General features: G+C 54.1%; 10 protein-coding genes. 1 reads left to right on the top strand and 9 read right to left on the bottom strand.

Annotated elements, in window-relative coordinates; translation table 11 throughout:
- The first annotated feature begins 50 nt into the window (after positions 1 to 50).
- A complete protein-coding gene (locus ACTHPM_RS19595; protein ID WP_440397093.1) occupies positions 51 to 1,799 on the top strand; it encodes an alpha-glycosidase in 1,749 nt (582 codons plus the stop codon).
- A gap of 73 nt (positions 1,800 to 1,872) precedes the next feature.
- On the opposite strand, the gene ACTHPM_RS19600 is transcribed toward ACTHPM_RS19595, so the two are convergent.
- The 9 genes from ACTHPM_RS19600 to ACTHPM_RS19640 all read right to left on the bottom strand — a co-directional run bounded on the left by ACTHPM_RS19600 (position 1,873) and on the right by ACTHPM_RS19640 (position 13,074).
- A complete protein-coding gene (locus ACTHPM_RS19600) occupies positions 1,873 to 3,024 on the bottom strand; it encodes an ABC transporter permease (RefSeq protein ID WP_440397092.1) in 1,152 nt (383 codons plus the stop codon).
- Between the two features lies 1 nt (position 3,025).
- Entirely contained in the window at positions 3,026 to 4,150 is a 1,125-nt protein-coding gene (locus tag ACTHPM_RS19605; protein ID WP_440397091.1) for an ABC transporter permease, read from the bottom strand.
- Between the two features lie 25 nt (positions 4,151 to 4,175).
- Positions 4,176 to 5,114: an ATP-binding cassette domain-containing protein gene (locus tag ACTHPM_RS19610; protein WP_440397090.1), complete on the bottom strand. Its 939-nt coding sequence runs from the start codon at positions 5,112 to 5,114 to the stop codon at positions 4,176 to 4,178.
- 198 nt (positions 5,115 to 5,312) lie between these two features.
- Positions 5,313 to 6,416, bottom strand: a complete 1,104-nt coding sequence (locus tag ACTHPM_RS19615) for a sensor histidine kinase (protein ID WP_440397089.1) — start codon at positions 6,414 to 6,416, stop codon at positions 5,313 to 5,315.
- Between the two features lie 22 nt (positions 6,417 to 6,438).
- Positions 6,439 to 7,146 carry a response regulator transcription factor gene (locus tag ACTHPM_RS19620; RefSeq protein WP_440397088.1) on the bottom strand — a complete coding sequence of 236 codons (708 nt, stop codon included), beginning with the start codon at positions 7,144 to 7,146 and terminating at the stop codon, positions 6,439 to 6,441.
- 144 nt (positions 7,147 to 7,290) lie between these two features.
- Positions 7,291 to 9,339, bottom strand: coding sequence for a methyl-accepting chemotaxis protein (locus ACTHPM_RS19625; RefSeq protein ID WP_440397087.1), 2,049 nt, complete (start codon positions 9,337 to 9,339; stop codon positions 7,291 to 7,293).
- A 102-nt stretch (positions 9,340 to 9,441) separates the two neighbouring features.
- Positions 9,442 to 10,287 carry a sugar ABC transporter permease gene (locus tag ACTHPM_RS19630; protein ID WP_440397086.1) on the bottom strand — a complete coding sequence of 282 codons (846 nt, stop codon included), beginning with the start codon at positions 10,285 to 10,287 and terminating at the stop codon, positions 9,442 to 9,444.
- On the bottom strand, positions 10,284 to 11,585 hold the full coding sequence (locus ACTHPM_RS19635) for a carbohydrate ABC transporter permease (protein ID WP_440397085.1): 1,302 nt from the start codon (positions 11,583 to 11,585) through the stop codon (positions 10,284 to 10,286). Before ACTHPM_RS19635 ends, ACTHPM_RS19630 begins: the two co-directional genes overlap by 4 nt.
- 166 nt (positions 11,586 to 11,751) lie before the next feature.
- Complete coding sequence (locus ACTHPM_RS19640) at positions 11,752 to 13,074, bottom strand: sugar ABC transporter substrate-binding protein (protein WP_440397084.1); 1,323 nt, start codon at positions 13,072 to 13,074, stop codon at positions 11,752 to 11,754.
- Between the last annotated feature and the right edge of the window lie 215 nt (positions 13,075 to 13,289).

A 13,289-nucleotide genomic window follows, 5' to 3' on the forward strand; every position in this document is an offset into this window, starting at 1 on the left:
CCTATGGATGGTGGTAATGTTTCTTCAAAACTGTGGAGGAGGACAACAAAATGCTGCTTGAAGCTGTGTATCACCGCCCCAAACTGAACTGGTGCTACGCCTATGACGGGCGGACCATCCATCTCCGGATCCGCACGAAGCGCGGTGACGTCACCGCTGTCTCGGCGCTTGCCGGCGACAAATATATCTGGGATCAGTCGATGGCGTATGTGCCTATGGATATCATGGCATCTGACGAGTTGTTTGATTACTGGGAGTGCGAGATCGTGCCGGAGTACCGCAGGCTCAAATACGGGTTCCTGCTGGAAAGCGGGGACGAACAATACTGGATGACGGAATACGATTTCCTGAAACAGCCGCCTGAGAACCCGGATCGTCTGTTCGAGTATCCATTCATTAATCCGGTCGACGTATTCGAGACGCCCGCCTGGGTTAAAGACGCCGTTTTTTATCAAATCTTCCCCGAACGGTTCGCCAACGGCGATCCATCCCTCAATCCCGAGGGGACGCTGCCATGGGGCGGCACGCCGGAGCGCGACAACTTTTTCGGGGGCGACCTGCAGGGCGTCATCGATCACTTGGACCATTTGACCGAGCTCGGCGTCAATGCCGTATATTTCACGCCGATCTTCACGGCGACAACCAACCATAAGTATGATACCGAGGATTATATGCAGATCGATCCGCAGTTCGGGGATCTCGACACATTGAAAAAGCTCGTTGCAAGCTGCCATGACCGGGGCATTCGCGTGCTCCTCGACGCGGTGTTCAACCATTCCGGCAGAACCTTCGCACCGTTTGTCGACCTGCAAAAGAATGGGGAAAAATCCCGCTACAAGGACTGGTTCCACGTTCGCAAGTTTCCGATTGATGTCGAGGACGGCATTCCGACCTACGACACCTTCGCATTCGAGCCGCTGATGCCCAAGCTGAACACCGAGAACCCCGAGGTCAAGGCCTATCTCTTGAAGGTGGCCGAATACTGGATCAAGGAAGTCGGCATCGACGGCTGGCGCCTGGACGTCGCCAACGAGGTCGGTCACCAGTTCTGGAGAGAATTCCGCCACGTAGTGAAGGAAGCCAATCCGGACGCCTATATTCTGGGCGAAATTTGGCATGAATCCTCCCCTTGGCTGATGGGCGACCAGTTTGATGCCGTCATGAACTATCCGTTTACGAATGCCATGCTCGATTTCTTCGTCGACGGGACCCGGGATGCCGAAAGCTTCGCCAATGCCATCAGCAAGCAGCTGGCCCGCTACCCGCGTCAAGTGAACGAGGTGGCCTTCAACCTGCTGGACAGCCATGATACGGCGAGACTTCTGACGAAATGCGAAGGAAACAAGGACAAAATGAAGCTGGCTGTCCAATTCCAGCTCACATTCAATGGTACGCCTTGCATCTACTATGGGGATGAAGTGGGCATAACCGGCGGCTTCGACCCGGACTGCCGCAAATGCATGGAATGGGATGAGAAGAAACAGGACCGGGAGCTGTTTGCCTTCTATCAGAAAATGATCGCGCTCCGCCTGAAGTACAGCGCCCTGCGGACAGGCAAATTTTCCTTCCTCTCGGCCGAGGCTGACAGCACAACACTTGTATATGCACGGCAGGACGAGGAAAACCTTATCCTGATCCTGATGAATAACAGTAAAAAACCTCAACCTGTGGAAACCGCAGCGGCGGAATCCCGGTGGGAGGACCTTCTTACCGGCCAAACGGTGAACGTTGTCAAGGACGGCATGTTAAAGACCGAGCTTCCAGCCTACGGCTGCCTCATGCTCAGACAGATGAAATAACCAAGGAAAAGGGATGTTACCGCAAGCCGTGAACCCGGCTGGGGAACATCCCTTTTTTAGTCGGATAAGCCCGCTATACGAAATTTCTCGTATCGTTGTTCCGTCCGAATTTATAGGTGGCAATCAGAAAGAACACCACCGCGAAGGCACACAGAATTGACAGATGGAAGCCGATGCTTCCCAGCGTCTCTCCCGACTGCAGCTTTTCGATCGATTGCAGCACCCAGTTCTGCGGCAAAAAGTCGGCGACGCGGCGGAGCACGTCAGGCATAATGCTGATCGGGAAGAAACAGCCCGAGAGCAGGGACGTCGGCGTGATGATCAGATTCTGCAGCGCACCGGCCATGCCCGAGCTTCTGGAGAAGGCTACGATGACCAGCGACACGCTGACAGAAACCAGTGCAAAAAGGATCAGAATGATCAGCATGTCGACCATCGGGATACCCGGATCAAGATGGAAAACCACCCGCATGAAGAACAAGGCGACGATGATCTGCGCGATCATGACGATCAGATTCATGATAATATTCGCAAGCACATAGGTCCGCGCATGGATCGGGGATGACAGCACCCGGAAATAGGTGCGGTTCTCCCGGTTCTTCAGCATCAGCTCCGACAGCCCTACGGCTGAAGACATCATGAATAACAGCAGAAAGCCGATGGATTGGTAGGACATGTCCTTGGTTGTCGCCGTATCGTTAACGGATTCGGATGTCAGTTTAAAATCACGGTTCCGGTACTGGTCATACAGCTTCTGAAACGCTGCCTCATCTCCCCCGGCGATTCTGCCCAAGGACGTTACATTATCAATATATCCGTACAGCATCGATTTCATATAGGCCGTGACCTGAGCGCCCTTCACCGACTCGATCGCGATATGGTCCGGACTGCCGGTAAGCACGCTTTCCGAGAATCCGGAATCCAGAATCAATCCGCTGTCCAGCTTGCTTGCCGCCAGCTGCTCCTTCAGTTCGCCTTCCGTTACGCTCACGACCTTCACATGATCCAGGTCCTGCACGAAGCGGATCGTGTCTGCCGCAATCAGTCCGCCTTCGTCCGAGTTCACCACACCGACCCGGAGCTCCGTCGCACCTCCTGATCCATATAGAAGAACGGATGCCAGGATGCCGGCAATGGGCAGGCCAAAGTATAATATCAGCGTGCTGCGTTTACGGAATGTCTTGTGCAGCGTTCGGGTCACCAAAAACCAAATTTCTCTCCACATGCTACAGTCCCTCCCTGCGTCTCATTACGAAGATCGATGTACCGAGAAATAATGCGCCGAATCCGATATTCAGTACGATCACCGGCCATGCCGCTGACACATTGTTTGCATAGATAACCTCCGTCAAGCCATGATTAGCCCAGCGGATCGGGGACAGTTGGACCAGAAATCCCATGATGCCGCCTCCCGAGTCATCCCCGATCGGGAAATAGGCGCCTCCGAAGAAGGACAGCAGCTGTACGATCAGACTGATAAAAGCGCGGGATGCTGTTCCCTTCATCAGGTAGCTGAGGGCAAGGCCCAGACTCATGGCCATAATGACTTCCGTCAGCAGCACCAGCAGAACAATGCTCATATGGTCTCCCCAATACGCTTTAAACACGTATTTGCTGAACACGATCATCACAAGGACGCAGCAAAAGTTCATGATGAAGCCCCCCATGATCTTCCCGGTGAAGATTTCACTCTTGCGAATCGGTGCCGTGACGAGCCTGACTGCCGTTCGCTGTCCGATTTCTCTCTGAATGAGCCCTCCGGCGGACATGGCCGCCCACATTGCAACCATCACCGTCATAGCCAGCGCATAATAATCGACGGATCCCGGCGTCCGGTCCGGATTCACGGATATTTCCTTGATATATTCGTGGCCGCCGCCTGCAAACACCATCTCGGCTTTCGCCGGTTCAAGTTCGGCCACCGCCGCTGCGGCGTTATATTTATCCGTGAAGGAGGCCAGCATGCCCTGCACGATATTGCTTTCAATCGTATCGCGGCTGCTCCCGTAAAGGGATATCCCCTGATTCGTAAGCTCCACGAAATCGGCATAGCGGTTATTTTCGACCTCTTCACGTCCGTTCATGCCGGGCTTCAGCATTTCGAAAGTCATGCCCGATTTGCCCAATTCCTTCGTGAATGCCGTGAATGCCTCGGACAGCGAACCGCCTCCCGTGGAGTCTTTCACAACGACCCTCACATCCCCGATGCTGACATTGGAGCTGAAGGCATTCGTCAGTGCAAGCCCCAGGATCAGCATCAGCACGATCGGGAACGCGATCATGAACATAAGCGTGCGCCCGTCGCGGAAATTGTGTTTCATCTCCTTGAATGCAATCGATAAAATGTTCATCCGGTTAACCTCCTTATCCGCCCAGTCATTTGTCCCGTAAATTACGTCCGGTCAATGTCAGGAACACCGTTTCCAGATTAGGCTCCTGCTCCTCCACCGAACGGATTTCCATGCCCATATCCATCATCTGCTTCAGAATCCGGTTCAGATTGTCTACGGCCGCATCGCTATGAATGCGAATGACCTGCTCTTCCTGATGGACCGTGCGCACCCCCGGAATGGAACCGAGCTTCTCGCCGACCTGATCCAGAACGGATTTCACCTCAATGCGGATATCCTTCACGTCCGTGATGGTGGATTTCAGCTGTTCTTTGGTTCCTTCAGCGATGATCTTGCCATGGTCCACGATTGCGATGCGCGAGCAGATCTCCTCCACTTCCTCCATGTAATGGCTTGTGTAAATAATGGTACAGCCCGACTCATTCAGCTTCCGGACCGAAGTGAGAATATAGTTCCGCGACTGGGGATCGATCCCTACCGTCGGTTCGTCCATGATGATCAGCTTGGGCTTATGGGCGATGGCGCAGGCAATGTTCAACCGGCGTTTCATGCCACCCGAGAAATTTTTGGGGAAGCTCTTCGCCTTATCAGCCAGCCCGACAAATTCCAGCGCTTCCATCGCGCGCTCCTTCAACTTAATGCCCCGAAGTCCGTATAGTCCTGCAAAAAAGCTCACGTTCTCATAAGCGGTCATATCCTCGTAAATAGCAAGATCCTGCGGGACAACGCCAAGGTTCATTTTGGCGAACCGGCTCTGCTTCATAATATCCTTATCCAGAATCCGGATTTCGCCGCCCGACGGACGCAGCAGCGAGGAGACCATGTTGATCGTGGTGCTTTTGCCCGCTCCATTGGCCCCGAGAAACCCGAAAATCTCACCCTCCCGGACCGTCAGCGATATATTGTCGACAGCGACGAAATCGCCGAATTTCTTCGTAAGACCGCGGATATCCAATATGTTCATTGCGCGTTCACACTCCGTTTCTTTGTTCTCTTTGACAGTTTGAGCGAACGGGCGGCGTGCAATGTTCGATCAATCTGTCTTGATGATCCTATTGTAAGAAAAAAGGATGCTCTTATGTCAGTGCATAAGTTCATCCTTTATACATGAGAAAATTCATATGTTGATGAGGCGAAGCGGCGTGCAGATGATCAATCTCACCTATGATTCGTGGGGAATCAGGGTGGTTACGCTGAAGCCGCCTGTCCCATCGGCGACGACGGTGCCGTTCACGGCCGCCGTCCGCTCTTCCATTCCGACCAGGCCGAGTCCCTTGACGATCTTCGGCGAGCCCTTGCCGTTATCGGTCACGACCGCTTTGATGAGCCGGTTCAGCACCCGGATCTCCACGTGTACGGCTGAAGCTCCGGAATATTTGGCGCAATTGGTCAGCGCCTCGGTGACGTTCTCATAAATGATTTTCCACTGCAGCGGGGTGATGAGCTCCATGTTCCCTCCATGCACGACCGAGGTGATCAGGCCTGTCCTGCCTCCAAAGGCTTCTACGGCCGTCTTCAGCCGGCTCAGTCCCAGCTGCTCCACCGGAGGTTTATTGCTTTTGAGCGTCAGGCGGATCTCCTCGATTGCCTCCTTGGAAATGCCGATGGCATTGTGCAGCAGCGTCTCTGCCATAGGCGGGTCACTGTTCAGCAGACGCTTGGATGCCTCCATCTGAATCAATGCTCCTGTCATGGCATGCCCGATGCCATCATGGATTTCCTGGGTGAGCCGGCTTCGTTCCTCCAGCTTGACCATATAGGCCGAGGCCTTGGCGAAGTCCTCGTTGTCGTTCAGGCTTTTGGCCAGCTTCTGCAGGTCCTTGCGCATCTGCTCGATGTCATCCTCCTGCTTGTTCACCCTCCTCATGTAATGGCAGACCATGGCAAAGTTGAAGTAGCTCAGCACTGCCGCGAAAAGGTAAAGAATCAGCATTTTATCCTGAAGAAACAGGACCGGAATCATGGTCGCGAACAGCGCATAGCCCGTTTTTCGGGGGTAAAAAGAAGCCAGCTCATAAAAGCCGAACGGCAGCAGCAGCGTGAAATACGGATGGTACGCCGCGCAGCCGGCCAAATAGAGAATGATCAGAACGATGATCGCTTTTTTGAACGCACTTCCGAGCATGATATGCAGAACCAAATTCAGGGCAACGTAGAGGAGGAAAAGGAACACCATCCACGGGTCTGCTGTGGCCGCCGCAAAATACGTCGCAATAACGACGAACGCAAGCGTGATCGTCTTATTGCCGACTGTCCATAAATCCATATGCAATCACGCTCCTTCCCTCTTACCGGGTCTTTCCCGTCAGATAATAGATCGCGATCTGCGTCCGGTGCGAAAGCGCCGTTTTGCCCAGGATCGAGGTGATGTAATTGGCCGTCGTCCCTTCCGATATGAACAACTCTTTGGATATTTCCTTGTTGGACAGGCCCTGGGCAATTCGCGCCATGACGTCCAGCTCCCGCTCCGTAAACGGGCTGCGGTCGAACGGGCTTGCATCCGCCTGTGCGTTCCCGGCTTCCGGCATTGCCGATGCTCCCGCGGGTGCGCGCGGTGAATCCTGCTTCGTCGCCGAGGTCCCCGTCACTTGAGACTTCAGCTTGTCTAGTATGACGTCCTGGAGAACGCTGTGGCCGTTATGTACGCTTTTGATCGCATCGCGGATGCGCTCCGGATCGTTGTTCTTCAGCAAATATCCCTTTGCGCCGAAGCGGATCGCATCGAGTATGTATTCGTCGTCGTCGAAGGTGGTTAAGATCAGCGGCTTCGTCGCCGTCTGCTCGTTGATCTGCCTTGTCGCCTCCACGCCGTTCATATTCGGCATCCGCACATCCAGCAGGGCCACGTCCACCTCGTGCGTCCGGCAGAAGTCCACGGCCTCCTGTCCGTCCCCCACGGTCGCGAGCACCTCAAAATCCCCGAATGTATTCAAAATAATCTTCATCCCCTCCCGGATGAAGGAATTGTCGTCGGCGATCAAAACGCGAATCTTCATCAATACTCCCCCTTGTGGTCATTATTGTACCTGACCCTTGTATTTTATTGGAAGATCTATTTCATGATTCCATCCTTTGAATTCCAAAAAAAAGAGCAGCATCATCCTTAGATGATCTGCTCTTCCCCCTGCCCTACCCGAGCCTCATACTCGGAACAAAGACATGGACTCCTGCAATGCCTGCGACGTATCTTCCAGCTTAGCCGATAAGGCCACCAGCTGCTTGCTCACCGCTTGCTGCCGGGAGGACATGGATGCAACCTCCTGCGTTGCGGCCGTCGTCTCTTCCACCACGCTGCCGATGGAACCGATGGAGGATGCGAGCTGCTGCTGCGCACCGATCAGTGCGCCAATGGAAACCGAGGAGCCCTCGATCCGCGCCAGAACGTCGTCCATCCGTTTCTTCACATCCTCGAAGATCGATGCGGCCTCAGTAACCGACTGCAGCTGCTCATCATAAACCGGGAGCACCTCCGTCAATCCGGACACGGTCTGCTCGACGCCGCGCGTAATGTCGCCAGCCATTTCCGCCGCCATATGGATGGACTGCTTCGATTCGTCCGCAAGCCTGCGGATTTGATCAGCGACAACCCTGAATCCTTGTCCGGCCGAGCCTGCCCTTGCCGCTTCGATGGCGGCGTTCATGGACAGGATATTCGTCTGCTTCGCGATCGCGTTCATCAGCTCGAGCAGCTGATGTATCGATGACGCATGCCCCTTCAGTTCGGCGGCGGAATCCGCGATGCCCTGATTGCGCCGCACCAGCTGATCGGTTTTGTGCACGAGCTGCTGCATGTAATCCGCCCCTTGTCCGCTGGCCTCCCTCACGCGGGCCGCAGCCGCTTCCACGATACCGTTCGCTTCCGCTACTTGGCTGATCCGGCCGGTCATCCCCTCGGCCAGGCTGCTTTCCGCTTCTGTTTCGGCCGCCAGATGAGCCGCCCCATCCGCAATGCCCTGCGAAGCAGCAGCAAGATCGCCGGCAGTCAAGGCCGTGCTTCTCGATGCCTGCTGCAGCTCCCCGGCCGCTATGAGCACGTCACGCGCAGAGTTCTGCGTCTGCTGCACGAGACCGGAAATATGCTCCATCATCCGGTTGAAGCTCTGTCCGAGACGGCCGATTTCGTCGCCCCGTCTGAATCGGGTGCGCACCGCCAGATTGCCGCTCTCCCCTTCCTCCATCAACCGGCACAGCTTGCCCAGCGGCCTGCCGACGGAACGACCCGCATACCAGCCGATGAGCAGCGCAATCGCGACGGCAGCCACAATGACGATCAGCGTCACGTAGAGCAGCTTTTGCGTGCCTTTGACGAAATCGCTTACAGATGCGTAGCCGACAAGGATCCATTTGGCCGTGGCCAGCGGCTTGTAGACGACGAGTTGCTCTTCTCCATTCTCATCCGCTGCCTTCATGGAAGCTTCTTTCAGGCCCTCCGTCTTGCCGATCCGAATCGCCGAGGCCTGCCCAAGAAGGGAGCGATCCTCGGCATGAACGATATTTCCGGCCGAATCGAGCATTACCGTACGCCCGCTTTCCCCGAGCTTCAATCCCTCCAGCATGTGATCCAAGGCCTGCTCCTTGATTTCGAGCAGAAGAACATATTCCGCCTGCGGATTCTTCATGTTGCGCAGCAGTCTGCCTAACGTCAGGGACGGCTCCGCATAGGCACTGAAGAATCCTTTGGGCTGCGCAGGGAACCATACCGTCTGGCCGGCCGCATCCACAATGGAACCGATATTCCGCTGAATGCCCTCATCCGATCGCAAATTGTTGATGCCGCTGGACTTGTAGGACATGCTGTCCACGAGGCTTTTGGAGACGAGCCGTACGCCAAGCAGCCGGTCATCCGAGCTTTTGATGGAATCCAGCCGGCGGCGGATCCGCTCTTCGGCTGCGTTTTTCTCTACCGTGCCCACATCCGGTTTGCTGACGGTTTCCAGATCGCTTTTGAGCGTGCTGTCCACGGCAAGCTGCCGGGTCTGTCCTTCGTACTGCTGAAACAGGAAATCGAGCTTGTCCGCCGCCTGCGCAACCGCCAGCGACGATGAAGCGGACACCTGCTCGGTAATAATGTTCTTCGACGTCTGGTAAGAGATCAGCCCGACGGCCGCGGTTAGCAGCACGACCGCCGCCACAATGATCAGGAACAGTTTGACGCCTATGTATGGAATGCGAAGCCGCATGGTTAACATGAGAATCCTTTCCCCCTTCAGGCATAAGCCGCAAAAAAAGGTACAGCGCGCACGGGCAATGCAGCAGCTGTACCTGGAAGTCATGTTGTGATGATCAGATGTTTAACCTTTGCTTGCGCCCGAGGTCAGCCCGTCTACCAGTAAGCGCTGCAGGAAGATGAACAGAATCGTAATCGGAACAGCGATCAGGACGGACCCTGCGGCAAATGCCGTGAAATTCGTGTTCTGGTTGCTGGCGACCATATCATACAGGCCGACGGCCAGCGTCCAATTTTCCTTGGTACGCAGCACGAGCCTCGCGAAAATATAATCCACCCACGGACCAACGAATTGCGTCAATGCCATATAAGTGATCATCGGTCTAGACAATGGAAGAATGATGCGCGTAAAGATCATCCAATTGCTCGCCCCGTCAATTTTGGCCGCTTCGTCCAGCGTCCGCGGAATCGTGTCCAGGAAGCCTTTGGCGATGAACGTTCCCCCGAGCGGGGCCCCCGCGGCGTACACAATGACAAGCGCCAAATGCGTATCGAGCAAATGCCATTCCTTCAGCAGCAGGTAGATGGCGATCATGCTCATGAATCCCGGAAACATCCCCAGGATCAAAATGGTGGACAGTGCCGTTTTGCGGAGCCGGAAACGAAACCGCGATAACGCATAACTGGTGAGCAGGGTCAGGAATACGCCGATAATCATCGACAACGTGGCAATCTTTAGCGTATTCAGATACCATTGGCCGAACAGGATGCTCTGGGAGTTAAACAGCTCCCGGTAATGCTCCAGCGTAAAGCTCTCGGGAATCAGAGACTTGCTGTAGAGCGACTTGCCCGGACGGAACGACCCCAGAACAACCCACAACGCCGGGTAGACCGCCCCGATCGACAAAATGATCAATACCAGGTAGCTGAGACTGAGACGTATCCCTTTTCTCGCTTTGCGTCCGTTCATTGGATCATGTCCTCCTCTTTAAATGACTTGGTCCGGCGATAATTGTAAATGGAGAACGAAGCGACGATCAGGAAAATAATAATGCCGACAGCCGAAGCCATGTTGTATTTGTTCTGATCCAGCGTCAGTTTGTACAGCCAGGTGACGAGCAGGTCCGTCGCGCCTGCGTACTGGTAATCCCCGACGACCGGATTGCCGCTCGTCAGCAGATAGATGGCGTTAAAGTTGTTGATGTTGCCCGCGAACTGCATGATCAGCGTCGGCGCCGTGGAGAACAGCACCATCGGCAGCGTGACGATGCGGAATTTCTGATATCCGCTTGCGCCGTCCATTTCCGCCGCTTCGTACATGTCTTTCGGAATCGTCGTCAGGATGCCCATGATCAGGATCATGGAAACCGGAATGCCGACCCACATGTTAACGACGATAACCGTCACTTTAGCCCAGAACGGATCGGTAAGCCAAGGAAGCCCGGCAAGCCCGAAGTAGCCGAAATACTGGTTAATCGGGCCGAATTGGCCGTTGAACATGTTGCGCATGACAAGCAGCGAGATCAGCTGCGGAATGGCATATGGAATAACCAGGATGGTCCGCCACAAACCTTTGAATTTAATGCCCTGCTGATTGATCAGCAGCGCAACGAGCATGCCGCCCAAATACGTGGTCAATGTGGACAGGACCGCCCAGATGATCGTCCAGGTCAATACACCGAAAAAGGTATGGCTCCAGGTTTTCAGCGACAATAAATCCTTGAACGTTTGAAAACCGACCCAGTCGACGAGCTTCGCCGGCGGGATATGGTTCGGTGCGGAATAGTTCGTGAATGCCAGCATGATCATGAACATGATCGGCATGATCGTGAAGAATAGAATGCCGATGGCCGGCAAGGAAAGAAACGACTGCGCGAATTTGTAGTCCAGCACATAACGGACCGATTGCTTGAAGTTATGGGGCTTTCCACCCTCTTCCCGGTTCCGCGCCGTTTTATAGGCGTCCCGAATATTCATGATGTACGCGGCGATGAACAATGCAAAAAACAATAAAACGATCAAGCTCTGGACCAAAATAAAAATGGAGTGGTCCCCATCGAGCCACTTGCCCTTTACCAATCTCCGCGGCGCATCCCCCAGGGTGACAATCCCCCATAAAGCTCTTCCTAAAGTGCCGCTGAAATAAAAAACGCCCCAAGCCTCGACAAGCAGGAAAACGATGCCTTTGATGATCTGGCGGTTATATATTTGTCCCAGTCCCATACTGAAAACCGATAGTATCGTTGCCTTGATGCGGTACCCCTTCATCAGCCTTCTCCCTCCCCGAACATTCACGCGTTACTCAAGAAGCGCCATCCCCATTGCCGCAGCATCGGTCCTGCGGACCCATAGCCGCTTGCGATGCAAGGAGAATCACCCGCCGCTCGGTGAGCGGCGGGTGGGTTCACCATTTTAGCGCAGCTGAAGCCATTTCTTACTTGGTTGCGCCGTTGTTCAGATCTTTAATTTGCTGTGCAGCTTTATCCATCGCCGTTTTTGGATCGACGTTGTTATCCCAGATTTCCGGCAGCGCCGCGTTCACAGGGCTCCATACGTTGCCCATTTCAGGAATGGACGGCATCGGCTGCGAGTTTTTGGCCTGCTCGGCAAATGCCGATACGTAAGGGTCGCTCTTGATCTGATCCGCTTCCAGCGCTTCCTTGTTCGTAGGAATGGAGCCGACTTTCTCGTTCAGCAGCAGCTGCGCGTCTTTCGAAGAAGCGAATTCAGCGAACAATTGGGCAGCATTCGGATACTTCGTGAAGGAGTTGACGTACCAAGCTTTGATACCGGAGAAACTAATGGCCGTTTTGCCGCCAATCGTCGGAATCGGAGCGATGCCCAGATTGTCGCCGAGGGCCTTTTTGTAGCCGCCGAGCTCCCAAGGTCCGTTGATATCCATCGCTACGTCGCCGGAGTTAAATAAACTGCGTTTGATATCCGGGTTGATGTCGCCGCTCTTTATAGGCAGGATGGTTTTCAGCTCCTGGTACACTTTCAAGCTTTGCAGTGCACCTTCGCTGTTGATGCCGATATCGTCTTTATCCGTGCCGTTCTTGCCGAAAATATAACCTCCGGTCGTTGCGATGAACGGATAGTTGAAGTACATATTGCCCGTTTCCCACATGATGGCGTATTTCTTCTTGGCGTTGTCCGTGAACGTTTTGCCGAAGGCGATGACGTCCTCAAAGGATTTTGGCTCTTCTTTAACAATGGATTTATTGTAGTAAAGGGCATACGTTTCAGCCGCTCTCGGATAGCCGTAAAGCGTGCCGTCATAGGATGCACCTTGGACGGAAGCTTCGGTATTGTTATTGGTCGTTTCATCCTTGAACGTATCGTTCGCGAGCAGAAGTCCCGCTTCAACCGCTCTTCCCAGGTTATCGTGCGGGAAGATGACGACGTCAGCCGCCAGACCGGAAGGGCCGTCCTGGGACAGCTTCGTCACTTGGTCCGTTGGCGCAACTTCCTCAATCTTGACCGGAATGTTGTATTTAGCCGTAAATTGCTTGGCAATTTCGTCCGTGAACGCTCTTTCGTCCTTGCTTTCCCATACGATCAGCGATGCGCCGTCTTCCGGTTTCAACGCTTCCGCGGATGTCGAATCTTCTTTGTTATCCGCAGGTGCAGTAGTCTCTGTATTCGTGTCCGCCGGTGCAGCCGGCTCCTCCGCCGTTTTGTTAGAGCTGCCGCATGCCGTAATGGAGAATGCCATGGTCAACGTTGCAGCCAGTGCCATAACCTGTTTCATTTTCATTTTAAAATAACCCCTCTCCAAGATTTATTCTTGTGCGATCCTGATTCTAGCGCAAACGATTTCACAAAAAGGGTGAAGAATCTACTTTTTATGTATACGGATTGAGGTAGTTCTTCTTATTCCTCTTCGATTCATCCATGTGTATCGACCAATAAACCCCAGGTTCTGGTAAGTAAGCGCTTTAATCATGCGTTTATCATACACAACGCGTAATG

The sequence above is a fragment of the Paenibacillus sp. SAFN-054 genome (assembly GCF_051966755.1).
GTDB lineage: Bacteria > Bacillota > Bacilli > Paenibacillales > Paenibacillaceae > Paenibacillus_AQ.